This is a genomic window from Streptomyces sp. NPDC027962 (genome assembly GCF_055566095.1).
Genome location: NZ_JBVHTA010000049.1, coordinates 14,175 through 38,374, shown reverse-complemented (window position 1 = coordinate 38,374; position 24,200 = coordinate 14,175). Strand labels below are relative to the sequence as shown.

Annotated in this window: 20 protein-coding genes and 1 riboswitch; of the genes, 16 read left to right on the top strand and 4 right to left on the bottom strand. The window is 71.2% G+C overall.

Annotated features, from left to right (window positions below; genetic code table 11):
- Window positions 1-153 precede the first annotated feature (153 nt).
- Window positions 154-951 carry a DUF4190 domain-containing protein gene (locus tag ACZ4SA_RS31965; RefSeq protein WP_468281401.1) on the bottom strand — a complete coding sequence of 266 codons (798 nt, stop codon included), beginning with the start codon at window positions 949-951 and terminating at the stop codon, window positions 154-156.
- 219 nt (window positions 952-1,170) lie between these two features.
- Here ACZ4SA_RS31965 and ACZ4SA_RS31960 point away from each other — a divergent pair, with 219 nt between their 5' ends.
- The 3 genes from ACZ4SA_RS31960 (at window position 1,171) to ACZ4SA_RS31950 (ending at window position 5,589) form a co-directional block, all read left to right on the top strand.
- Window positions 1,171-3,201, top strand: coding sequence for an N-6 DNA methylase (locus ACZ4SA_RS31960; protein WP_468281418.1), 2,031 nt, complete (start codon window positions 1,171-1,173; stop codon window positions 3,199-3,201).
- A 217-nt stretch (window positions 3,202-3,418) separates the two neighbouring features.
- Entirely contained in the window at window positions 3,419-4,084 is a 666-nt protein-coding gene (locus ACZ4SA_RS31955; protein ID WP_468281400.1) for a hypothetical protein, read from the top strand.
- Window positions 4,081-5,589: a protein kinase domain-containing protein gene (locus ACZ4SA_RS31950; RefSeq protein ID WP_468281399.1), complete on the top strand. Its 1,509-nt coding sequence runs from the start codon at window positions 4,081-4,083 to the stop codon at window positions 5,587-5,589. Before ACZ4SA_RS31955 ends, ACZ4SA_RS31950 begins: the two co-directional genes overlap by 4 nt.
- Window positions 5,590-5,608: 19 nt before the next feature.
- On the opposite strand, the gene ACZ4SA_RS31945 is transcribed toward ACZ4SA_RS31950, so the two are convergent.
- Both ACZ4SA_RS31945 and ACZ4SA_RS31940 read right to left on the bottom strand, forming a co-directional pair.
- Window positions 5,609-6,505, bottom strand: coding sequence for a class I SAM-dependent methyltransferase (locus ACZ4SA_RS31945; RefSeq protein ID WP_468281398.1), 897 nt, complete (start codon window positions 6,503-6,505; stop codon window positions 5,609-5,611).
- 43 nt (window positions 6,506-6,548) lie between these two features.
- Window positions 6,549-8,957: a YfhO family protein gene (locus tag ACZ4SA_RS31940; protein ID WP_468281397.1), complete on the bottom strand. Its 2,409-nt coding sequence runs from the start codon at window positions 8,955-8,957 to the stop codon at window positions 6,549-6,551.
- Between the two features lie 124 nt (window positions 8,958-9,081).
- Here ACZ4SA_RS31940 and ACZ4SA_RS31935 point away from each other — a divergent pair, with 124 nt between their 5' ends.
- The 11 genes from ACZ4SA_RS31935 to ACZ4SA_RS31885 all read left to right on the top strand — a co-directional run bounded on the left by ACZ4SA_RS31935 (window position 9,082) and on the right by ACZ4SA_RS31885 (window position 19,674).
- Window positions 9,082-10,071, top strand: a complete 990-nt coding sequence (locus tag ACZ4SA_RS31935; RefSeq protein WP_468281396.1) for a glycosyltransferase family 2 protein — start codon at window positions 9,082-9,084, stop codon at window positions 10,069-10,071.
- On the top strand, window positions 10,068-10,505 hold the full coding sequence (locus tag ACZ4SA_RS31930; RefSeq protein ID WP_468281395.1) for a GtrA family protein: 438 nt from the start codon (window positions 10,068-10,070) through the stop codon (window positions 10,503-10,505). The genes ACZ4SA_RS31935 and ACZ4SA_RS31930 overlap by 4 nt, the downstream gene beginning before the upstream one ends.
- 152 nt (window positions 10,506-10,657) lie before the next feature.
- Window positions 10,658-11,308 carry a SurA N-terminal domain-containing protein gene (locus ACZ4SA_RS31925; protein ID WP_468281394.1) on the top strand — a complete coding sequence of 217 codons (651 nt, stop codon included), beginning with the start codon at window positions 10,658-10,660 and terminating at the stop codon, window positions 11,306-11,308.
- Between the two features lie 19 nt (window positions 11,309-11,327).
- Complete coding sequence (locus ACZ4SA_RS31920; RefSeq protein ID WP_468281393.1) at window positions 11,328-12,332, top strand: nucleoside triphosphate pyrophosphohydrolase; 1,005 nt, start codon at window positions 11,328-11,330, stop codon at window positions 12,330-12,332.
- Window positions 12,329-13,591, top strand: coding sequence for a cytochrome P450 family protein (locus tag ACZ4SA_RS31915; RefSeq protein ID WP_468281392.1), 1,263 nt, complete (start codon window positions 12,329-12,331; stop codon window positions 13,589-13,591). The genes ACZ4SA_RS31920 and ACZ4SA_RS31915 overlap by 4 nt, the downstream gene beginning before the upstream one ends.
- 207 nt (window positions 13,592-13,798) lie before the next feature.
- Complete coding sequence (locus tag ACZ4SA_RS31910; protein WP_468281391.1) at window positions 13,799-14,704, top strand: transglycosylase family protein; 906 nt, start codon at window positions 13,799-13,801, stop codon at window positions 14,702-14,704.
- Between the two features lie 277 nt (window positions 14,705-14,981).
- Window positions 14,982-15,154: riboswitch (cyclic di-AMP (ydaO/yuaA leader) on the top strand.
- A gap of 3 nt (window positions 15,155-15,157) precedes the next feature.
- Entirely contained in the window at window positions 15,158-15,832 is a 675-nt protein-coding gene (locus tag ACZ4SA_RS31905; RefSeq protein ID WP_468281390.1) for a transglycosylase family protein, read from the top strand.
- 354 nt (window positions 15,833-16,186) lie between these two features.
- Window positions 16,187-17,476, top strand: coding sequence for a phosphopyruvate hydratase (gene eno / locus ACZ4SA_RS31900; RefSeq protein ID WP_468281389.1), 1,290 nt, complete (start codon window positions 16,187-16,189; stop codon window positions 17,474-17,476).
- Between the two features lie 103 nt (window positions 17,477-17,579).
- Entirely contained in the window at window positions 17,580-18,077 is a 498-nt protein-coding gene (locus tag ACZ4SA_RS31895) for an FtsB family cell division protein (protein ID WP_468281388.1), read from the top strand.
- A 57-nt stretch (window positions 18,078-18,134) separates the two neighbouring features.
- A complete protein-coding gene (locus ACZ4SA_RS31890; RefSeq protein ID WP_356632945.1) occupies window positions 18,135-18,653 on the top strand; it encodes a DUF501 domain-containing protein in 519 nt (172 codons plus the stop codon).
- A 79-nt stretch (window positions 18,654-18,732) separates the two neighbouring features.
- Window positions 18,733-19,674, top strand: a complete 942-nt coding sequence (locus tag ACZ4SA_RS31885; RefSeq protein ID WP_468281387.1) for a Ppx/GppA phosphatase family protein — start codon at window positions 18,733-18,735, stop codon at window positions 19,672-19,674.
- Window positions 19,675-19,710: 36 nt separating this feature from the next.
- Here ACZ4SA_RS31885 and ACZ4SA_RS31880 read toward each other — a convergent pair whose 3' ends face one another.
- Window positions 19,711-20,505, bottom strand: a complete 795-nt coding sequence (locus ACZ4SA_RS31880; protein WP_468281386.1) for a VOC family protein — start codon at window positions 20,503-20,505, stop codon at window positions 19,711-19,713.
- A gap of 554 nt (window positions 20,506-21,059) precedes the next feature.
- Between ACZ4SA_RS31880 and ACZ4SA_RS31875 the strand changes: the two genes are divergently transcribed.
- Together ACZ4SA_RS31875 and ACZ4SA_RS31870 are read left to right on the top strand one after the other, a co-directional pair.
- Window positions 21,060-22,439 (top strand): NAD(P)/FAD-dependent oxidoreductase, encoded by a 1,380-nt coding sequence (locus ACZ4SA_RS31875; RefSeq protein ID WP_468281385.1) that lies wholly within the window; start codon window positions 21,060-21,062, stop codon window positions 22,437-22,439.
- 460 nt (window positions 22,440-22,899) lie between these two features.
- On the top strand, window positions 22,900-24,189 hold the full coding sequence (locus tag ACZ4SA_RS31870; protein WP_468281383.1) for a class I SAM-dependent methyltransferase: 1,290 nt from the start codon (window positions 22,900-22,902) through the stop codon (window positions 24,187-24,189).
- Window positions 24,190-24,200 lie beyond the last annotated feature (11 nt).

Below are 24,200 nucleotides of genomic sequence, written 5' to 3'. Positions count from 1 at the left end.
GCGGGCTTGGGGGGGGGGGGGGGGGGGGGGGGGGGGGGGGCGGGGGGGACTTGTTTGGTGTCTCCCACCCCCGGCTCCTCGGGCCTGCCGTTCGCCGGCTGAACCTCAGCTCTTCTGCATGTCGGCTCGTCGGCTTGTCTGCCTGTCGGCCGATCAGACGGTCAGCTCCCAGTGCGAGGCGTCGTACATGATGCCCGGGGAGACCTCGACCGTCAGGTTCTTCGCGTCGGCCGGGGCGTCGAAGGCGTACGTGACGGTCGCCTTCTTGCCGGGCAGGATCGAGCCCTCGAAGCCGGCGCCCGTCTTGTTGTCGAAGATCTGTTCGGCGGTCACACCGTCCTTGCCGGCGCGGGCGTCGGCGGTGACGAGGGCGGCGTCGAACTTCTCCTTGCCGCCGTTCTCGATGGTGACCGTGACCTGGTAGGCCTTGTTGCCCTTGGTGTGGCCGACCGCGTACTCGCTGGGCGAGTACGACTTGGGCGCGGAGACGGTGACCTTCACGTCGTCGTCGTAGACGGAGGAGTCGCCCGCGGCGAGGCTCTTGCCCTTGGCCGCGCCGTCCTTGGCGTCCGAGGACGGGTCCTTCGGCGCGGTGTTCTCGACGGCCTTGTTGAGCTCGTCGACCGCTTCGTCCACCGCCATCACCGTGATGATTCCGACCACGACGCTCGCGATCAGCGAGATGAGGCCGAGCACGGCGCCGGCCAGGGCCGCGCCCTTGTTGGTGGCCTCGTTCCGCTTGGCGCGGCCGCGGCCGACGAGGCCGAGGATCAGCGCGAGCAGGCCGAGGAGGGTGCCGATCCAGAACAGGAACGGGATGATCGCGAAGACCAGGCCGATGATTCCGAGCACCAGCGCGGCGGTGCCGAGGCCGTTGCGTCCCGGGTTGGGTGCTGCGAACTGTCCAGGCGCTCCACCGTGCGGCGGCTGCGGCTGCGTGTACTGCGACATGGGTCCCCCCCATTGTTTTTGTGGCGGGCCGACTTCCGTGGGCCCGTGCTGACATGGGTCAATAACAGCAGAGCGTGTGAACCGAGTCAACAAGAAGATACTTGCGACTTTAAATTCACCCTGTGAAGCGTCAGGTGTCTGTAAAACGGATAGGCTGCCCGTCACAGCAGGCTGGAACTGTGACGGGGAGACGGACGAGTGCGGGAGAAATCAGCAGAGGTGACCGCCGCCGGGATCGCCCGGCTCGCCGGCGTGGGGCGCGCCGCCGTGAGCAACTGGCGGCGCAGACACGCTGACTTCCCCAAGCCCGTCGGCGGCACGGAGACCAGCCCGTCCTTCGCCCTCGCCGATGTCGAACGCTGGCTGCGCGACCAGGGGAAACTGGCCGAGGTGCCGCTCCGTGAACGGGTCTGGCAGCAGCTCTCCGGTCACCCCGCCGGAGCCGTCACCGCCCTCGTGCACGCAGGCTGCACGCTCCTCCTCGTGCACGACAGGCCGGCCGGCTGGCTGGAGCTGAGCGCCGTCTCCGACCACCGGCTGGCCGATGTGCTGCCCGTCGCGCTCGAAGAGGTGCTGACCCGGCGCTTCAGCGTCCCGCGCGCCGTACGGACACCCGTCCCCGGCGATCTCGCCCCGTCCGTCCCCCTGCTGCGCGGCGTCGCGGAACTGGCCGCGGAGAGCGGAGCCCGCCGGGCCTTCGAGTTCCTGCTCGGCCGCCATCTCGACGCCAATCCCCGCCAGTACACGCTCACGCCCGCCGAGCTCGCCGCGCTGATGGCCGCCCTCGTCGGACCGGCAGGGACCGTTCTCGACCCCGCGTCCGGCACCGGCACGCTGCTGCGGGCCGTCGAACGCCCCACCGCGCTGCACGCCCAGGAGGTCGACCCCGACCTGGCCGCGCTCACCGCGCTGCGTCTCGCCCTGCACACGGACGCCGCCGTACGGGCAGCGGCCGGCGACGCCCTGCGCGCGGACGCGTTCCCGGCGCTCGCCGTGGACGCGGTGCTGTGCCACCCGCCGTTCAACGAGCGCAACTGGGGCCACGACGAGCTCGCCTACGACCCGCGGTGGGAGTACGGCTTCCCGGCCCGGACCGAGTCCGAACTGGCCTGGGTCCAGCATGCCCTCGCCCGGCTGCGCCCCGGCGGCACCGCCGTCCTGCTGATGCCCCCGGCCGCCGCCTCCCGCCGCTCCGGGCGCCGCATCCGCGCCGGGCTGCTGCGCAGGGGCGCCCTGCGCGCGGTTGTCGCACTGCCCGCCGGCGCCGCTCCCCCCTATGGCATCCCGCTCCACCTGTGGGTCCTGCGCAAGCCCGACGCCGCGGAACGTCCCTCGCCCGAACTGCTGCTCGTCGACACCGCCCAGCCCGAGCCGGCCGCCGCGGGCCGCGACAACCTCGACTGGCAGGCCATCCGCACGGCGGTGCTCGACGCCTGGCATCCGTTCGAGCGGCAGGGCACCGTGGAGGAGACCGCCGGGGTGAGCCGCTCCGTCCCCGTCATCGAACTCCTCGACGACGACGTGGACCTGGCCCCCGCCCGCCACCTGCCGCCGCCCGCCGCGAGCGGCGGCGCCGAAGAACTGGCCGCCGTACGCAGGCGTTTGACGGACACCCTGCGCCGTACCGGAGAGCTCACGCCCCCGCCCGTGGAGGCTCCGCCGCCCGCCGAGCCCGTCCACAGGCCTACCACCACGGTCGGCGAACTGGCCCGCGCCGGGGCGCTCGTCCTGCACGCGGGCGCCGCCCCCAGCGGCGCCACGACGGCGGCCGACCCCCTGCCCGTCCTCACCGAGCAGGACGTCCTGTCGGGCAAGGCCCCTTCGGGCACGCTTCCCGAGAGCACGGACGAGGACCCCGTACTCGTCGAGGAGGGCGACGTCGTCGTCCCCGTTCTCGGCGGCGGCAGCATCGTGCGCGTCGTCGACGGGCCCACGGCCGGCGCGGCACTCGGCCGCAACCTCCAGCTTCTGCGCCCCGACCCCGCGGCGCTCGACCCCTGGTTCCTCGCGGGGTTCCTGCGCGGCAGCGCCAACCAGCGCCAGGCCAGCAGCTACGCCTCGACCGCGACCCGCCTCGACGTGCGCCGCCTCCAACTGCCCCGCCTGGCCCTCGCCGACCAGCAGCGCTACGGGGACCGGTTCCGTGAGCTCGCCGCCTTCGAGGACGCGCTGCGCCTCGCGAACCGGCTCGGGGAGCGGCTGGTCCAGGGGCTGTACGACGGGCTGACGGACGGCTCCGTCGGCGTCTGAGCCCCGGGCCGTGCCGGCCGGTCGCGGCATCCGGTCGTGCCGGCCCGGTTGTGGCACCCGGCCGTGCCACCCGGCCGGTGCTTCGACGGCGGGACGGGGCCAAGGACCAGGGGAGCTGATCAGTTCGACAACGGTTCCGTACAACCAGGGAGCCGTTGTCGGTGTCGATGTATACGCTCATTCCGAAACTTCGCTTCTCAGGCACCCAGGAGCACTCATGCACGGCCCCGGCCACGTGCCGCCGCAGCCCCCGCGGGAGACCACCGCGACGGTGGTCGTGCTGCGTGTGCTCTTCGCGATACTGCCGCTGTTCAGCTGCGGACTGCTGTCGTGGGCCACGATGCTGAGGCTCTCGCTGGTCACCCGGCGGACCCTCGACTGGTCGCTGTTCGCGGCCAATCTGGTCGCCGTGACGGCCTGCTTCGGCACGGTCATGACGGATCCCACGGAGGATCTCACCATGCTGCGGTCGAACGTCGCCATCGCCCTCCTGCTGGCCATAGGGGTGCTGGTGATGGGGTACTACCTGTTCGCCGAGCCCAGGCACTACGCCGCCGGCCCGTCGGCGCACTACGGCCCGCGGACGCAGGCGCAGTTCGGCTACGGATACCCGTCCCAGGCCGCCACGCAGCCCCCGTACGGACCGACCGCGCCCCCGCCCCCGGCTCCGATCCCGCACTCGATGCCGACGCCGCCCCCACAGCCCCAGCAGAACCCGTACGCGGTGCCGCCCCAGCAGGCCGCGACGCCCTCGCCCCACCCGCACCTCCACCCGGAGCCGCAGCCCCAGCCGCCCGCTCGCCCCCAGCCCGCCCGTATCGACCAGGTCCGCGCCGAGCTCGACGAGCTCAGCGACCTGCTCCGCAAGGAAGAGGGCAAGTGAACGGACGCGTCATCGCGAGCCGTTACGAGCTGTCCGCGCTCATCGGCCAAGGCGGCATGGGGCAGGTCTGGACTGCGTACGACCGGCGTCTCGACCGCCGTGTCGCCGTCAAGCTGCTGCGCCCCGACCACATGGCCGCCGCCACCGGCGCCGACGAGATGCGCCGACGTTTCGTGCGCGAGTGCCGGGTGACCGCCCAGGTCTGCCACCCCGGTCTGGTCACGGTCCACGACGCCGGCAGCGACGGCGACGACCTGTACCTCGTGATGCAGTACGTCGAGGGGGCGGACCTCGCCGACCACATCGCCGAGCACGACCCCTACCCCTGGGAGTGGGCGGTCGGCGTCGCCGCCCAGCTGTGCGCCGTGCTCGCCGCCGTGCACGCGGTGCCGATCGTCCACCGCGACCTCAAGCCGCGCAATGTGATGGTGAAGCCCGACGGCACCGTGACCGTCCTCGACCTCGGCGTCGCCTCCGTCATCGACACGGACACCACCCGGCTCACCCACACCGGCTCGCCCATCGGCAGCCCCGCCTACATGGCGCCCGAGCAGGCGATGGGCGGCGCGGTCGGCCCGTACACCGACCTGTACGCCCTCGGGGTCCTGCTGCACGAACTCCTCAGCGGCAACGTCCCCTTCGCCGGCTCCACCGTGCTCGGCGTCCTCCACCGCCACCTCTACGAGCCCCCGGTCCCGGTCCGCCAACTGCGCCCCGAGGTCCCCGAGCCCCTTGAGGCCCTCGTCCTGCGCCTCCTCGCGAAGGACCCGCAGCACCGTCCGCCGGGGGCGCAGGAGGTGTACGAGGCGCTGGCGCCCCTGCTGCCCGCGCGCGGCGGCCCGTCGGGCCCGCTCGACCCCACCCGCCCGTTCCTCCGGCCCTACGCCCCCTGGCCGGACCGGGTGAGCGTCCCGCCGCCCCCGCTCGCCCCGCCCCTGGCCGCCGAGGCCAGGCCCGATGTCGCAGCCGCCGTCGACGAGGTCAAGCGGCTCCTCGGCGAGGGCAGCATCACGCAGGCCGTGGACATACTCGGCGGCATCCTCCCCGCCGCGGAGGCCGAGCACGGGGAGCACTCACCCGTCGTGCGGATCCTGCGCAAGCAGTACGCGGCGACGCTGATGGACGACGGCCAGTACCGCCGCGCCCTGCCCGAGCTGCGCCGCCTCGCCGACGACCGCACCGCGGAGGCCGGCCCGGCCGACCCCCAGTCCCTGCAGTTCCGCTATGAGGCGGCCACCTGCCTCGAGCAGTTGGGCCGGCCCGCCGCGGCGCTCGCCGACTACCGCGCGGTCCTGCCGTACTACGAGAACACCGATCGCGACCGTGCGCTCCAAGTGCGCCACCGCATCGGGCACCTGCTGCTCGCGGTCGGCGACCACACGGCGGCGCAGCACCAGTTCCGCACGCTGCTCTACGACGCGGAACGTGCCTACGGCCCCTACCACCAGCTCCCGGCGGAACTGCGCCGCGCCCTGGAGCGCCAGCAGCAGTTCCGCACGGGCTGAGCCGGCGGGGCCGCGCGGTTCAGCTCGCGCGCAGATACGCCGAGGTGGACACCCGCCCCAGCATCCGCAGCCGGGAGTTGCCGTCGGCCAGGTGCTTGTCCAGCGCGTCCTGCACGCCCGGCCACTTGTTGTCGCCGTAGTCGTCGAGCACGACGATGCCTTCGGGGGCGACGATCTCCTCGACCCACTCCAGGTCCTGCCGGACACCGTCCTCGGAGTGGTCGCCGTCGACGACGACCACGCCGTACTCGCGGTCGGCGACGGCGGCCCGCACCGCGGGGTCGGACGAGAAGCCCTGCTCGATCCGGGCCTTGTACGCGCCGGGGCTGCCGGCGAACGCCAGGTTGGCCCGTACGACGTCCTCCCGTACGGGTGTCCCCGTCGGGTCGGCGTTCGGTGAGGCGCCGGGCTGGAGCTGGGACCCGGCCAGCGGGTCGACGATGGTCAGCTCCGGCTCGATGCCCGCGCGGTGCACCATGCGCATCAGGGCGGACGCGAACTGCCCGTACAGGGTGCCGATCTCGAGGATGTCGCCGTTCGGCGGCGCGAGCAGCGGGATCGTGGCGAGCTTGCCGCAGACGTTGGACGTGGACCCGGCGAGCCTGCCGACGCCGAGGGCTTCCTGTGCGACGACCGTGCGGTAGGCGACGACGACGCTCCGGCGGGCGTGCGCGCTGCCGCTCACCTTCTCGATCTGGCGCACGAGCGTGTCGACGGCGCCGGGCGTCGGCATCCGGTGGGTGCCCCTGCCGGTGCTGTCGAGCAGCAGGCCGAACGCGTACTGCTGCCGCTTCGTCTCTGCGAGCTCCCTTCGCAGCTCCTCGATGTCGGCCCGCAGGGACCTGGTCACCAGGTCCACCAGGGGGAGGGCGGGGCGGAGGGCACGCTTCGTCACACGGTTGGGCCAAGAGGGCATGACAGGGAACGTACGCCTGATCAACTCCGCAGCCCACCAAGCCTCAGTGCTGGGCGGATGAAGTCTCGGTTGCGCGGATGTGAAGGCCTTGTCGGCGCCGCGACACCGCCGGCCCGAGTACCGCCGCCACGACGACGAGCAGCGCACCGAGCCCCACGGCCGACCCCGCGCGCAGCCCCGGAGGGCGGAACGAGCAGCTGATGGTGGTCCGCGTGCCGTCGAGGGGTACGGCGACCAGGCCGAGGTACGCGTCGGCCGGGCGGCCCTCGCAGCTCCAGCCCGCGATCCGGGGCGCCGCCAGGACGGCTGTGCCCTTGGTGCCGGGCGGGAGTTCGGCGGTGACCCCGCTGCCGGAGACCTCCACCCGCACGGCTCCGGACGCCTTGAGCCCGGCGACGGCGGCGGTGAGAGCGGCGCGGTCCAGGCATCGGACGGTCGCCTCCCGAGGGGCGCCGGAGCCGTGGACGACGGTGGTGCCCGGGGCGGTCACGGTGCCGAGCGGGGTGAGGGTCGCGCGGCGCTTCGGCCGGCCGCCGCGCAGCTCGACCGGCGGGGCGTCCCCGAGGCGGGCGGTTCCCGTGTGGTCGGGCGCCCACAGGAAGACGCCGGTGCCGACCGGGCAGGCGCCGTCGACCGGGGACGTGTAGACCCGCGCGCCCAGCAGCAGTTCCTGGTTGCGGAAGGGGTCGGAGCCGTAGCGGGGTTCGGGTGCCGGAGGCCGTACCGTCACCAGCGGCGGGGCCTCCGAGTGCAGCACCTGCGGCGAACCGCCGGGAGCGGTCCGCACCCGGGCGCCGACCGAGAAGATCGCGTCGGTGACCGGGTTGTCGAGGGACTGGAGGCTGCGGCCGTGGGAGGTCCAGCCCGTGCCGAGGGCCGCCATGGTGCGGGTCAGCACGTCCGGGGTGTGGCTGCTGTAGTACGCGGCGCCCTGCCCGCCCACCAGCATCGGGTCGTTGCCGGTGAGCCGTTCACGGCCGGGGTCCGTGCGGTACTCGGGCCAGCCGTCGGCGCCGCGGACGGCAGCCTCCCGCGCACTGTGCGCCGCGCCCCACGCCGGGTAGTCGTCGAGCCGGGCCGGCCGCTCGCGGTCGGCGTACGCGGTGGTCGCGGCGGCCTGTCCCGCCAGCGCGCCGGTGAGCAGCACCGCGGCGAGTGCCATCAGCCTTCCCCGCGCGGCGAGCAGCAGGCCGGCCCCCGCCGCCCCCAGCCCGGCGGCGAAGAGCAAGTAGGCCCATACCGAGACGAGTTCGCTGGTGACGGCCCCGAGCGCGATCGCGGTGACGACCGCCCCGCCGCCGAGCACGGCGCGCCACCGGGGCCATCCCCGGGACAGGCAGGTCCAGGCGCAGATCACGACGATCCCGGCGAGGACGAAGGTCTGCCGGTAGGGGCTTCCGTTGGGGGTGGCGAAGACATGCCACACCAGATGGGTGGGCCCCCACTGGAGCGAGATGGCGACGGCCACCACGAGGCCCGTCCACGTCCACCGTTCTTTGCTCGGCACCGAGCGGTTGAAGGCCAGGGCGCAGGCCGCCGGCAGCGCCGCGCCGCCGACGAAGACGGCCGGCGTGAAGAAGCTGTACGTCGCCGGCAGCGTCCGGGCGAAGATGTCCACCCAGCCGGCCGGCTCGAATTCCCTGGTCCACCCCGGGTAGGCGTGCCGCGACCCGAGGAAGACGGGGAGCAGGACGGGCGCGGCGAGTCCGATGCCGAGCAGCACGGTCCAGGTCGCCCGCAGCAGCGTCCGTATCCGCTCCCGTGACCGGCTCTCCTCCAGCAGCAGGCGTGCGGCGAGGACCAGCGCTGCGCCGAGGGTGGCCATGTAGGCGGTGTAGAAGTTGGCGATCCAGGCGAGCGCCACGACGACGGTGCCCAGCAGCGGCCGCCGCCCGGTGCGCGCCCATTCGCCGACGAGGCACAGCAACGGGAAGAAGACCAGTCCGTCCAGCCACATGGGGTTGTACGTCGCCTCGACGACCGACCAGCCGCACAGCGCGTACGAGGCTCCGAGCACCCCGGCCGCCCAGCGGCGGCCGTTGCCCTTGTGCAGCGCGGTGAGCAGCCAGGTCATGGCCGCGGCCGCCGCGGCCATTTTCACCAGGGTGACGACGTACAGGGCGAGGTCGATCTCGTCCCGCGGGAACAGGCCGACGAGGACGGAGAACGGGCTCGTCAGATAGGTGCCGAGGTCCGGCAGGAAGCTGGTGCCGTAGCCGGACTGCCAGTTGAACAGCAGTCCGCCGTCCGACCGTCCGTGGAGCAGGTCCCACAGATGGGCGTGGTACGGCACGAACTGGTTGCCGAGGTCGTTCACACTGCGGGTGCGCGGCCCGAAGGGGAAGGTGCGGGCGATCGCGTCACCCGCGCACACGGTTCCGGCAGTGATGAGCGCGGCGAGCGCGGCGGCACGGCCGCGCGAGGCCGGCGCGGCGGAGGGCAGTTTCCACATGGTGAATCGAATATGCCAGCGCCGATCGTCAAAACATCCGGTGGCCTGGCCAGTTCATCCAATCGTCGCCTGAGTGTCACGTGGGGAACGGGCGTTGGACATTCAGCCCGATTGTTGTTCTCCTGTGCTGATCTCGATAGTGGTTCCGTGTTTCAACGAAGAGGAGATCATCGGCCGCTTCCATGACCATGTGACCGGAGAACTCGCCCTCCTCGACGAGGAATTCGAGCTGGTCTACGTGGACGACGGAAGCCAGGACCGGACGCTCCCGCTCCTCCAGGAGATCGCCGAGGCCGACTCCCGTACGCGGTACGTCTCCTTCAGCCGCAACTTCGGCAAGGAGTCCGCGATGCTCGCCGGGCTCCAGCATGCCCGGGGCGACGCGGTCGTCATCATGGACGCCGACCTCCAGCACCCGCCGGAGCTGGTCCGGCGCATGCTGCAGCTGTACGAGGAGGGCTTCGACCAGGTCATCGCCAAGCGCACCCGCAAGGGCGACCGGGTCACCCGGACGGTCACCGCACGGGCCTACTACTGGCTGATCAACCGGCTCGTCGACGTCGAGCTCGTCGACGGAGTGGGCGACTTCCGGCTGCTGTCGCGGCGCACGGTCGACGCGATCCTGGAACTGACCGAGTACAACCGGTTCTCCAAGGGAATCTTCGCCTGGGTCGGATTCCGCACGACGACTTTCGAGTACGAGAACGCGTTGCGCGAGCAGGGCCGCTCGAAATGGAGCTTCGGCAAGCTCCTCAACTACGGCCTCGACGGGCTGCTCTCCTTCAACAACAAACCCCTGCGGGCAGCGATCTATCTGGGAATGCTGCTGCTCGCCGTCGCGATGGTCTACGCGGCCTGGATCGTCGGTGTCGCCCTGGTGCAAGGCGTCGACACCCCCGGGTATGTCACCCTACTCGTGGCGGTCATCGCGCTCGCCGGTGTACAGATGCTGATGATCGGGGTGGTCGGCGAGTACGTCGGCCGCATCTACTACGAGGTGAAGCGGCGGCCGCACTTCCTGGTGGAGGCGACCAACGCCGGCCTTCCCCGGCAGGACGACGACCGGTCGAGCGGCAACGGGAACAGGCGCGCGGGGGAACTGGTAGGACGATGACGGTGCGGGTCCAGATGGTCAGGTTCGCCCTGGTGGGAGTGGTGAACACCGGGACCTACTACGGCCTGTACCTGGCCCTGCTGACCGTGCTTCCCTACATCGCGGCGCATGTCGTCGCGTTCGTGCTCAGCATGATCGGCTCGTTCTTCCTGACGTCGTACTTCACCTACCGGACCCGGCCCACCTGGCGGAAGTTCCTGCTGTTCCCGCTCACGAACGCGGCGAACTTCGTGGTCACGACGTGCGGGGTGTACCTGCTGGTGGACGTGCTCCACTTCGGCAGCCGCTACGCGCCGCTGATCGCGGCGGCCGCCGCGATCCCGGTCACGTTCGTCGTCTCCCGCACGATCATGCTCCGCCCGGACCCCCGCACCCCGGCGCAGGCCCCCGAGTCCGAAGACACCCCGGCGCCGGAACGAACCTCCGCCCGCTGAGAGCGAGAGCTTTTAGGGCGGCTGATCCGGCCCGCGCCCCAACTGCCTGCCGAATCGTTTGGCGAATCAGTGGCCCAAGTCACGTCCACTGCCTACCATCGATCACTGCAAGGTCTTGTGCACAGAAGCACAATCATTGCCGGGAGGCTCCTTTGCACCGCCGCCGTCGCACCGCGCTCACCGTCTCCGCCGCGCTCGTCGCCGCCGCACCGCTGCTCGCCGCCTGCGGCAGCGAGGCACATCCCGGCGCCGCCGCCGTCGTCGGTGGACAGCGGATCGAGGTTTCCACCGTCCAGGCCGAGGTCAGGGACGTGCGCGACGCACAGCAGGCCTCGCCGCAGTCGGCCCAGCTCATCAAGGACTCCGGCCAGCTCGGCCGCGCCAAGCTGTACGACCTGATCGTCGACCGCGTCGTGCAGCGCGCCGCCGACGACGCCGGCGTCGACGTCAGCCGCAAGGAGATCCAGGACGGGCGGGACAAGCTCGCCAAGCAGTCCGGCGGGGAGGATCTGCTGACCGCCATGTATCTGCAGCAGCGCGGTGTGGCCCCGGACCAGCTCGACGACGCCGTGCGCCGCGATCTCCTCGTCGGCAAGATCGCCACCGCCATCGGAGCGGCCAACAGCCCCGAGGGCCAGCAGAAGCTCAATGCGGCCTTCACCGCCGCCGCGAAGTCCCTGGACATCGACGTGAACCCGCGTTACGGCGCCTGGGACGACAAGAAGCTCGAGCTCGGGGCCCACAAGGCGCCCTGGATCACCCAGGTCTCGCAGGGCACGGAGCCGGTCGAGGCAGGTGCGTAGCGGGAGGTAGGTTCGGGGCGTGACCACCGAAGTATCCGCCGCCGGCCGTATCGTCCTGCTCACCGCCAGCCACCGCGTCGCGCCGGGACTCCTGTCCTGGCCCGCCTGGCAGACGCTGCACGCCGCGGACCGGGTGCTGTGCGCCGACGCAGCGCACCCGCAGCTGCCCTATCTGCGCGACGCGGGCATCGCCGTGGAGCATGCCGCGCCGAGCGCGCAGGAGCTCGTGGACGCCTGCGCCGGCGGACGTACGGTCGTCGTGCTCGCCTCCGGCGAGGGCGACCGGACCCTGACCGACGGCCTGGCCCGCCTCGGCGGCTCGGGCCGGGTGCAGATGCCGGACCTGGAGCTGCTGCCGGGCGCGTACGACCTGCCGGGCGCCCGGCTGCTGGACCTGGTCGAGGTCATGGACCGTATCCGGCGCGAATGCCCCTGGTCGTCGCAGCAGACCCACAAGGGCCTCGCCAAGTACGGCATCGAAGAGGCGTACGAACTCGTCGAGGCCATCGAGGACGGCGACCGGGACGAGCTGCGCGAGGAACTGGGTGACGTACTGCTCCAGGTCGTCTTCCACGCGCGCATCGCGCAGGAAGGCCGCCCCGAGGACGGCGCCGAGCCGTTCTCGGTCGACGACGTGGCGGCCACGATCGTCGAGAAGCTGATCCACCGCCACCCCCATGTCTTCGGGGACGAGACCGCCTCGACACCGGACGAGGTCAAGGCCCACTGGCTGCGCACCAAGGCGGTCGAGAAGCAGCGCGAGTCGGTCACCGACGGTGTGCCCCTCGGCCAGCCGGGCCTGGCGCTCGCGGCGAAGCTGGCGTCCCGTGTCCGCACCGCGGGCCTCGGTGTCGACCTCCCGTCCGGCTCCGGCGTCGGCTACGAGCTCCTCGCCCTCGCCGTACGCGCGGAGGCGGACGGCGTCGACCCCGAGGCCGCGCTGCGGGCCGCCGCCCGCGCCTACCGGGACGCGATCCGGGCGGCGGAGGGGCACACCGGCGCGGCCGGTAACGTCGAGGGGTGAGCGACCCGAACAGCGCCCCCGAACTCTTCACCTGGGAGTTCGCGACCGACCCGTACCCCGCCTACGCCTGGCTGCGCGAGCACTCGCCCGTGCACCGGACCGTGCTGCCGAGCGGGGTCGAGGCATGGCTGGTGACCCGGTACGCCGACGCCCGGCAGGCACTCGCCGACCAGCGTCTGTCGAAGAACCCCGCGCATCACGACGAGCCGGCGCACGCCAGGGGGAAGACGGGCATCCCCGGCGAGCGCAAGGCCGAGCTGATGACGCATCTGCTGAACATCGACCCGCCCGACCACACCCGGTTGCGCCGTCTCGTCTCCAAGGCGTTCACACCGCGCCGTGTCGCCGAGTTCGCGCCGCGGGTGCAGGAGCTGACCGACCAGCTCATCGACGCCATCCTGGAAAAGCAGCACAGCGCGGAGCGGGGGAGCGCGGACCTCATCCACGAGTTCGCGTTCCCGCTGCCCATCTACGCCATCTGCGACATGCTCGGTGTCCCGCGCGAGGACCAGGACGACTTCCGTGACTGGGCCGGGATGATGATCCGGCACGGGGGCGGTCCCCGCGGCGGCGTGGCCCGGTCGGTGAAGAAGATGCGGGGATACCTCGCCGAGTTGATTCACCGGAAGCGGCAGGACCCGGGGGACGACCTCATCTCCGGTCTCATCAAGGCCTCCGACCACGGCGAGCACCTGACGGAGAACGAGGCCGCCGCGATGGCCTTCATCCTTCTCTTCGCCGGTTTCGAGACCACCGTCAACCTCATCGGCAACGGGGTGTACGCGCTGCTGCGCAACCCCGATCAGCGCGAGCGCCTCCAGGCGTCGCTCGCCGCGGGCGAGAGCGAGCTGCTCGCCACCGGCGTCGAGGAACTGCTGCGTTACGACGGGCCGGTGGAGCTCGCGACCTGGCGGTTCGCCACGGAGCCGCTCATCGTCGGCGGGCAGCGGATCGCGTCGGGCGACCCCGTACTGGTCGTCCTCGCGGCCGCCGACCGCGACCCGGAACGCTTCGATCAACCGGACGCCCTCGACCTGGCGCGGAGCGACAACCAGCATCTGGGGTACGGGCACGGCATTCACTACTGCCTCGGCGCGCCGCTCGCCCGGCTCGAGGGGCAGACGGCTCTCGCCACGCTGCTCCGCAGAATGCCGGACTTGCGCCTTGCGGGAGATCCGGCCGATTTGCGGTGGCGTGGGGGGCTCATTATGCGCGGATTGCGCACTCTGCCCGTTGAGTTCACGCCTCAAACAAACTGACGCACCGTCAATTTTGTGACTTTCACGTGATCTCCGCTGCATCGACTTGTGACTCACGTTCGAATGCGGCTACGTTCACCGACGACTCGGCAGGCATCAGCAGGCCGCACAGTCCACAGCTGTCACGCGAAAGGCAACCGCATGCTCTCCGGGAACGGACGACACCGCCGACCCCGCCAGGCTCCGGCCCTCATTGTCGCGGCAGGGGTGACCGGTTCCGCCATCGCCATTCCGCTGCTCGGTGCGGGCTCGGCATCCGCGGCGGACGCGAACACATGGGACCGCGTCGCGGAGTGCGAGAGCGGCGGGGCGTGGAGCGCCGACTTCGACAACGGCTTCTACGGCGGGCTGCAGTTCTCGCAGGAGACCTGGGACAGGTACGGCGGTGCGGCATACGCGCCGACCGCCGACCTCGCGAGCCGTTCGCAGCAGATAGCGGTCGCGGAGAAGGTGCTCGCCGATCAGGGCCCGCAGGCGTGGCCCGCCTGCGGTCCGCTCGCCGGGCTGGCGGACGACGGCGCCGACACCGGCGTCGACCCGGGCCTTCTGCCGCTGCCGGAGCAGAGCGACGCGCCCGCCGACGAGGCGTCGGCGGACCCCGCCGAATCGACCGAGCCGGTCGAGCCGGCCGGGTCCGAGGACTCTTCGGGCAGGTCCGACGTAGGGGGCGGCGCGGACGCGGCCGAGTCGTCGGGCGACGCCACCGGCCGGCCGGCCCCCAAGGGCGACGACACCACCGACCCGTCCGGGCCGGGCGCCCCTGACGCCTCCGAAGGCGCCGCCGGGGCGGATCCGGCCGGGGACGCTGCCGACGGCACCGGCAAGCACCGCGGCGCGCCCGCCGGCGACGAGGTGGAAACCGGCGATACGGGCGAAGCGCGCGAAACCGGTCGCCATGCCTCACGAGGTGACGGTTCCGCTCGTAATGGCGTGGATGAGTCAACGAGCCCCGACGCCTACACCGTTCAGCCCGGCGACAACCTGTGTGACATCGCAGCCGAGCGGAAGGTGCCAGGAGGGTGGCCGGCGCTCTATGAGGGCAATGAGGCGACCGTCGGGTCCGACCCCGACCTCATCCTGCCCGGTCAGCGGCTTGATCTGGGCCTGGACTAGGGCCAGTTTGGCTGGGCGATTCGCAACCCTTTGTCCGTTCTGTTCCGGTGAGACAAGGGTCTCTTTGCAGCAAGTGGCCCAAATCGCCCCCCGATTTCGGCCACTTCGCCCCTCACCTGCACAAACGGGCGCTATCAGGCAGTCGGAATGGGTGATTTCTCCCCGATGTTCGTCTTTGAACATCGGGGAGCACTGTGTTTACGGTCTGAACCGCTCGCCACCGCGGGCCCCGTCGACCGTCACGCCGAATCCTGCCGTCGGTCGGGGGGAACACTCGTCGCTCACAGCGCCGAAGGCAGGAGCGGGGGACCCAAGGTAAGCGCCGGTCCCGGCCGTCCATGAAGGACGGCCGTGAACGGCTGGGGGTGGAGCCGCGCGCAAGGACGCGCGGCCGGGCACTCACAGGTCCGAACCCGACAGCTCACCTCGTAGGCGTCGGTGAGGAGAAGCTTCATGCTGCGTTCCAGCAAGGCCAAGCACCGTCGCCCGTCGAAGGCCGTCCGTATCGCCACGCTCGCCGGTGTCGCCGGTGCCGCCATCGCCGCACCGATGCTCGGCGCCACCTCCGCCTCCGCCGCGACCACCTCCGAGTGGGACGCGGTCGCCCAGTGCGAGTCCGGCGGCAACTGGTCCATCAACACCGGCAACGGGTACTACGGCGGCCTGCAGTTCTCCGCCTCGACCTGGGCCGCCTACGGCGGCACCGCGTACGCCTCGACCGCCGACCAGGCGTCCAAGTCGCAGCAGATCCAGATAGCCGAGAAGGTCCTCGCCGGCCAGGGCAAGGGTGCCTGGCCGCACTGCGGCGTCGGCCTGTCCGGCGCCTCCCCCGCGAGCGGCTCCACCGAGCAGTCGCAGCCCTCCACCGAGCGCTCCGGGGTCCCCACCACGCGCTCCGAGCGCTCCGAGGCCCCCGCCCCGGCCAAGAAGGCCGAGAAGGCCGCACCCAAGGCCAAGTCCTTCAAGAAGGGCGACGGCGAGTACGAGGTCAAGGCCGGCGACACCCTGAGCAAGATCGCCGAGACCGAGAAGGTCAAGGGCGGCTGGGAGAAGCTGTTCGAGCTGAACAAGGACATCGTCGAGAACGCCGACGTGATCCACCCCGGCCAGCAGCTCCACCTGAGCTGACCTCCGCCCGTGGGTGAGAGGCCGTGGATGTAGGGGGCACCCCCGTCCGCCACGGGATCCGACCACCCCGGTCCGGCGCACCTTCCCCCGAACGCGCCGGGCCGGGGTTCGGTCCGTCCTGGGACCGGAACCGCGCCCGGGGTTCGGTCCGTCCGGGCCCGGAAACAGCCCCAACATCGGTTACCGGCAGGTAGATCCGACCCTGTTTGTCCGGTGACGAGAGTCTTGATGCCCTTTTTCGTCCCAGCGGGCGGGCATCGGCCTGCCTTTGCCCTCCGGGCGGTTAGGCTCTTGCCGCAAGGCCAAGCAGACCTCTGCACTTTTTCTCGCGTCACATCCCAGAAGGAGATGCTCGTGCCGTCCATCGACGTCGTCGTAGCCCGGGAAATCCTGGACTCCCGAGGCAACCCCACGGTCGAGGTCGAGGTTGGCCTCGACGACGGCAGCACGGGTCGTGCTGCAGTTCCGTCCGGTGCCTCCACCGGTGCGTTCGAGGCTCTCGAGCTCCGCGACGGTGACCAGAACCGCTACCAGGGCAAGGGTGTCGAGAAGGCCGTCCTCGCCGTCATCGAGCAGATCGGCCCCGAGCTCGTCGGCTACGACGCCACCGAGCAGCGCCTGATCGACCAGGCGATGTTCGACCTGGACGCCACCCCGGACAAGTCCTCCCTCGGCGCCAACGCCATCCTCGGCGTCTCCCTCGCCGTGGCGCACGCCGCCTCCGAGGCCTCCGACCTGCCGCTCTTCCGCTACCTGGGCGGCCCGAACGCGCACCTGCTGCCCGTTCCGATGATGAACATCCTGAACGGCGGCTCGCACGCCGACTCCAACGTGGACATCCAGGAGTTCATGATCGCGCCGATCGGCGCGGAGTCCTTCTCCGAGGCCCTTCGCTGGGGCACCGAGGTCTACCACACCCTCAAGAAGGTCCTGAAGGAGAAGGGGCTGTCCACCGGCCTCGGCGACGAGGGCGGCTTCGCGCCGAACCTCGACTCCAACCGCGCCGCCCTCGACCTCATCCTCGAGGCCATCAAGGAGGCCGGTTACGCCCCCGGCAAGGACATCGCGCTGGCGCTCGACTGTGCCGCGTCCGAGTTCTACAAGGACGGCTCGTACGAGTTCGAGGGCAAGTCCCGCTCGGCCGCCGAGATGACCGAGTACTACGCGGAGCTCGTCGAGTCCTACCCGCTGGTCTCCATCGAGGACCCGCTGTTCGAGGACGACTGGGCCGGCTGGAAGACCATCACCGACAAGCTCGGTTCGAAGGTGCAGCTCGTCGGCGACGACTTGTTCGTCACCAACCCCGAGCGCCTCGCCCGCGGTATCGAGGACGGCGCCGCGAACGCGCTGCTCGTCAAGGTCAACCAGATCGGTTCGCTGACCGAGACCCTCGACGCCGTCGAGCTCGCCCAGCGCAACGGTTTCAAGTGCATGATGTCCCACCGCTCCGGCGAGACCGAGGACGTCACCATTGCCGACCTGGCCGTCGCCACCAACTGCGGCCAGATCAAGACCGGCGCCCCGGCCCGCTCCGAGCGCGTCGCCAAGTACAATCAGCTGCTGCGCATCGAGGAGATCCTCGACGACGCCGCGGTGTACGCGGGCCGCTCCGCGTTCCCCCGGTTCCGCTTCGCGGACCAGTAGTCACAGCCGGTTCGAGGGCTGACCCCCTCGCCTCCGTACGTCCCCGGCCGCGGTCCCGTACCGTGTCCGGGGACGTACGCGCGTATCGGGGAGGCGAGAGACCATGGCACGCAGGCCGCCCAGGGACCAGGACCGGTTCTCCACCTCGACCAGGCTGCGGCTGCTCGGAGAGCAGACCGCCGCCCGCGTCTACCTCTCCCAGAACCGCCGTCAGGCCCGCCGCTCCCGGCTGACCGGACGCGCCGCCTTCCTCGCCCTGGTCGTCTGCTCGATGGTCGTGGCCCTCGCCTATCCCATGCGCCAGTACGTCTCGCAGCGTGCGGAGATCGCCGAGCAGGAACGCATGATGGACAACGCCGCTGAGCAGGTGGAGCAGCTCAGGGACGAAAAGGCGCGTCTCCAGGACGACATGTACATCCGGCGGCTCGCCCGGGAGCACCTGCACTACGTGCAGCCGGGGGAGACCGCGTACACCATGATCGACCCCGAGGCCGCGGAGGAGCAGCGCGAAGAGGACGGCGCGGCCGACCGGCCGTGGTACTCGAACGTATGGAACGGCGTGGACAGCGCCGACGGTGCCGGCGGGGCCGACCGCAAGTAGACCCGCGGCACGAGCACGTCAGCGAACAGCAGCGAACAGGCAGCGAACAAGGCAGGCATGGAAACCCCTCCTCCCACCACCGAACCCACCGAGCCCACCGACGCGGACATCGCCGCGTTCAAGGAGCAGCTCGGCCGGCCGCCGCGCGGCCTGCGCGCCATCGCGCACCGCTGCCCCTGCGGGCAGCCCGACGTCGTGGAGACCGCCCCGCGGCTTCCCGACGGCACGCCGTTCCCGACGCTGTACTACCTGACGTGTCCGCGGGCCGCCTCCGCGATCGGCACGCTCGAGGCGAACGGCGTCATGAAGGAGATGACCGAGCGCCTGGCGACCGACCCGGAACTCGCCGCCGCGTACCGGGCCGCCCATGAGGACTACATCACGCGCCGCGACGCCATCGAGGTCCTGGAAGGCTTCCCCAGCGCGGGTGGCATGCCGGACCGGGTGAAGTGCCTGCACGTGCTGGTGGGCCACTCGCTTGCGGCCGGCCCCGGGGTGAACCCGCTGGGGGACGAGGCGATCGCGATGCTGCCGGAGTGGTGGGCGAAGGGCCCCTGCGTTTCCCCCGAAGCCTGACCGCCCCCACCCCGGCCCTCGTTCGACGAACGGGCCGGGGTGGGGTTCTGGAGAACCCGCCCCAAGGAGAGCCAGCCCCATGACCCGCGTCGCCGCCATCGACTGCGGCACCAACTCCATCCGCCTCCTGATCGCGGACGTGGAGCCCGACACCGGGAAGCTCGTCGATCTCGACCGCCGGATGACCATCGTCCGCCTCGGGCAGGGCGTGGACCGCACCGGGCGGCTCGCACCCGACGCGCTCGAGCGGACCTTCGCGGCCTGCCGCGAGTACGCCGCCGCGATAAAGGAGCACGGCGCGCGGCAGGTCCGTTTTGTCGCGACCTCCGCCTCGCGTGACGCCGAGAACCGCGACGAGTTCGTCGCCGGTGTCCTCGGCATCCTGGGTGTGGAGCCTGAGGTGATCAGCGGTGACCAGGAGGCCGAGTTCTCCTTCACCGGCGCCACCAACTCGCTGACGGGCCGCCCCGATCTGGCCAAGCCGTATCTGGTCGTCGACATCGGCGGCGGCTCCACCGAGTTCGTCGTCGGCGAGGAGCACGCGCGCGCCGCCCTGTCCGTCGACATCGGCTGCGTACGGATGACCGAGCGGCACGCGCCGAGCAGCCCCGCGACGGCCGAGCAGATCGCCGCTATCACCGCGGACATCGAAGCGGCGCTGGACACCGTCGAGAAGACGGTCCCGATCCGTGAGGCGCACACCCTCGTCGGGCTCGCCGGCTCGGTGACGACGGTCGCCGGGATCGCGCTCGGCCTGGACGAGTACGACTCACAGGCCATCCACCACTCGCGGATCTCCTACGACCGGGTCGAGGAGGTCACCACCATGCTCCTGGGCTCCACGCACGACGAGCGCGCGGCCATCGGCGTGATGCACCCCGGCCGCGTCGACGTGATCGCGGCCGGGGCGCTCGTGCTGCTGACGATCATGCGGCGCATCGGGGCCCGCGAGGTGGTCGTGAGCGAACACGACATCCTCGACGGCATCGCGTACAGCATCGCGGCCGGCGGCGCTGCCTGAGCCCGGCGTCGGGAGGAGGCGGACCGGGCCCCGGCGTCAGGAGGACTCGGACGGGGTCAGGACGACGAACTCCGCGCCTGCCGGGTCGCTGCACACAGCCAGCCGGCCGACGCCCTCCGCGTCCTCCGGGCCCATCGACACCGAGCCGCCGTTCTCCCGCAGGAGAGCGAGGGTCGCGTCGCAGTCCGCGGAGCCGAAGACGGGGTGCCAGTACGGCTTGGCGTCCCCGGACGCGAACATGTCCGGGGCGGCCATGACACCACCGAACATCCGCTCCGGCGGCTGCCCCTTGGGCATCACCATCGTGTACGTGCCGCCGCCGCCCGGGAGCTCCATGTCCTGGCCGGTCCAGCCGAAGACGCTGCCGTAGAACGTCCGGGCCGCCGCCGAGTCGGTCGTGTACAGCTCGACCCAGCCGAGACTGCCGGGGCCGTCGGTGGCCTCGATGCCCGGGTACGAGCCGGGCTGCCAGATGGCGAACTGGGCGCCCTGCGGGTCGGTGAGCTGGGCGAAGCGCCCCTCCTGCGACACCTCGGAGGCCGGGGCGCGGACGGAGCCGCCCGCCTGTTCGACGGCCTTGACGGTGGCGTCGATGTCCGGAGTGTTGAAGTAGATCATCCAGGCCGAGCGGGCGCCTTCCTCCGTGAGCTGCCCGACCGCGCCCACGACCTCGCCGTCGAGGCGGAACGACTTGTAACTGCTCATCTGCTCGTCGAACGCCTGGGCCTGCCAGCCGAACACGGCGCCGTAGAAGGCGGCCGCCGCGTCGACGTCCGGGGCGCCCAGGTCGAGCCAGCAGGGTGAGCCGGGCACGAAGTCAGTGGTGATCACGCGATTCCCTTTCTCCGGGACCTCCCCGGGTGTGTCCGGGGTTCTGCAGATTTCTGGGGATCCTGCGTGTTCACCCTGGCACTCGGCACGGACCCGCGCGCGCCGGCGCGCGGCCGGTGGGCCGGCACCGGGCATCGGCGCCCACCGCGCGCCGGGACCGGGCGTCCGGGGCCCCGCCGGGCCTCCTTGGCCGCCCCGGCTCGGCTCCGGCACCGCTCCGGCGGAAAAGTTCGTGAAGTTCTTCACAAGGAAAAGGGCCCTGAGAGGCTCTCCAGGGGCGCGAACCCCCCTTCCCGGTCGCTTGCCGGGGTCGGACGAGTGCATTCGAAGGCGTACGACGGTCGTCGCCCACAGGGCCAAAGGCTCGGCGGTTCAGCCGTCCCTGGGGCCATGGGGCCAGCTCAGGGCGGTGATCCGCATCCCCCGATACACCGCGGTTCCCCATCGGCGCCATGACCTCGGTCACGTGGGCGGCGGAGTGTAGCAGAGTGCACCCAGGACCTTGTGAAGGGGCTCACGAGCACCCCCTCCGAGGGGGGTGGATACTCGATGGCATGAGCACCACGGAGCGTCCCAGGATCCTCGTAGTAGGCGGTGGGTACGTAGGCCTGTACGCGGCTCGGCGCATTCTGAAGAAGATGCGCTACGCCGAGGCGACCGTCACGGTCGTCGACCCGCGGTCGTACATGACGTACCAGCCCTTCCTCCCCGAAGCTGCTGCCGGCAGCATCTCGCCTCGGCATGTCGTCGTCCCGCTGCGACGCGTGCTGCCCAAGGCCGAGGTTCTCACCGGCCGGGTCACGACCATCGACCAGGACCGCAAGGTCGCGACGGTCTCGCCGCTCGTCGGAGAGGCGTACGAGCTGCCCTTCGACTACCTGGTGATCGCCCTCGGTGCGATCTCCCGTACCTTCCCGATCCCCGGCCTCGCCGAGCAGGGCATCGGCATGAAGGGCATCGAAGAGGCCATCGGCCTGCGCAACCACGTTCTCGAGCAGCTGGACAAGGCCGACTCGACGACCGACGAGGACGTCCGCCGCAAGGCGCTGACCTTCGTCTTCGTCGGCGGTGGCTTCGCCGGTGCCGAGACCATAGGCGAGGTCGAGGACCTGGCCCGCGACGCGACCAAGTACTACAGCAACGTCAAGCGCGAGGACATGCGTTTCATCCTCGTCGACGCCGCGGACAAGATCCTCCCCGAGGTCGGCCCCAAGCTGGGCAAGTACGGCAGGGAGCACCTCGAGGGCCGCGGGGTCGAGGTCTACCTCTCCACCTCCATGGACTCCTGCGTCGACGGCCACGTCGTGCTGAAGAACGGCCTCGAGGTCGACTCCAACACCATCGTGTGGACCGCCGGCGTGAAGCCGAACCCGGCGCTCGCCCGCTACGGCCTCCCGCTCGGCCCCCGCGGCCACGTGGACTGCACCAAGAAGCTCCAGGTCAAGGGCACCGACTACATCTGGGCCGCGGGCGACAACGCCCAGGTCCCGGACATGGCCGCCCGCAAGGCCGGCATCGAGAACGCCTGGTGCCCGCCGAACGCCCAGCACGCGCTGCGCCAGGCCAAGGTCCTCGGCGACAACGTCATCTCCGGGATGCGCGGCTTCCCGCAGAAGGACTACGAGCACGCCAACAAGGGTGCGGTCGCCGGTCTCGGCCTGCACAAGGGCGTCGCGATGATCGTCATGGGCAAGATGAAGATCAAGCTCAAGGGGCGGCTGGCCTGGTACATGCACCGTGGTTACCACGGCATGGCCGTGCCCACCTGGAACCGCAAGATCCGCGTGTTCGCCGACTGGACGCTGGCGATGTTCCTCAAGCGTGAGGTCGTCTCGCTCGGCGCGATGGAGACGCCGCGCGAGGAGTTCTACGAGGCCGCCAAGCCGGCTCCGGTCGTCGCGAAGCCGGAGGCCGAGAAGGCCAAGGCCTCCTAGGGCGTGTTTCGAAAGTCCCGCCTGGCCCACGACGTCTGGCACGCACACTCGCTGCGTTGTCGGAGTCATCCAAGTACGTCCAGTACGAGGATGATCCTCCGCCTTGCGATTGCACGCACCAGACGCCGCGGGCCCCGCCCTGCGGGCGGACGACGCTACTTTCGAAACACGCCCTAGCCGCACCGGTACCTCTCCGAAGGGGCCGTCCGCCATCCGTGGTGCGGACGGCCCCTTCGGCGTTCCCGCGTCCCCCGGCTGTCCCGGTGTTCCCGCGTCCCCCGGCCGCCCCGCCGCGCCGGCAGCTGCCTCCGACCAGGTGTCATCTCCGGCCATTCTGCCTGTGCGTCACGTGGTGCGGGGAAGCACTCACGGTGGTCGCATGTTGAGGGAAGTGCACCGGGCACCCCGCCGCCGGGGTCGCCGGGCGCTCGTGGGAACCACCGTCACGGAGGTGTGCGCAATGGCCGATGCCGCGTTGCGGCTGACCACTCTTGCCGAGGAACTGCTGGGAGTCCCGCTCCCCGTACGCATCCGCGCCTGGGACGGCAGCGAATCCGGGCCGCCGGGTGCGCCCACCCTTGTCGTACGCCGCCGGCGCGCCCTGCGGCGCCTGTTGTGGCGGCCGGGTGAGCTGGGGCTCGCCCGGGCCTGGGTCGCCGGGGAGATCGACATCGACGGCGATCTGTACCAGGCCCTGGACCTGCTCGCCGGCCTGGTCTGGGAGCGCGACCCCGACCAGAAGACCGCTGCCCACCCCGCGCTCGACCCGCGGCTGCGGGCCGCCGCCAGCGGGCTGCTGAAGCTCGGCGGGCCGCTGCCGCCGCCGCCCCCGCCCGTGGAAGAGCTGCGGCGCCGCACCGGTCCGCTGCACACCAGGCGGCGCGACAAGGAGGCCATCAGCCACCACTACGACGTCGGCAACGACTTCTACGAGCTCGTGCTCGGACCGTCCATGGTCTACTCGTGCGCCTACTGGGACGCGTCGGGCACCCTCGAGGACGCGCAGCGCGACAAGCTCGACCTCATCTGCCGCAAGCTCGAGCTGAAGGAGGGCGACCGGCTCCTCGACGTCGGCTGCGGCTGGGGCTCCATGGCCATCCACGCCGCCCGTGAGCACGGCGCCCAGGTCACCGGCGTGACCCTCTCCCGCGAGCAGGCCGCGTACGCCCGCAAGTGCATCGCGGACGAGGGCCTCACGGACCGGATCGAGATCCGCGTCCAGGACTACCGGGACGTCAGAAGCGGTCCGTACGATGCCGTTTCGTCCATCGGCATGGCCGAGCATGTCGGGCAGGTCCGCTACCGGGAGTACGCGGACCAGTTGTTCTCCCTCCTGCGGCCCGGTGGCCGGCTGCTCAACCACCAGATCGCCCGCCGCCCCGAGAAGGACGAATCCGCTTATCGCGTCGACGAGTTCATCGACCGGTACGTCTTTCCCGACGGCGAACTGGCGCCCCTCGGCCGCACCGTCGCGACCCTGGAACAGGCGGGCTTCGAGGTTCGCGACGTCCACGCCATCCGCGAGCACTACGCCCGCACCCTGCGTGCCTGGGTCGACAACCTCGAGAAGGCGTGGCCACAGGCCGCGCGGTGCGCATCGCCCGGCCGCGCCCGGGTGTGGCGGCTCTACATGGCGGCGTCGGCCGTCTCGTTCGAGCGCAACAGGATCGGCGTCAACCAGATCCTCGCGGTGAAGACCCCGGAGAGCGGCAACTCGGGAGTGCCGCTGCGCAGCCGCGACTGGCGCTGAGAACAGGACGA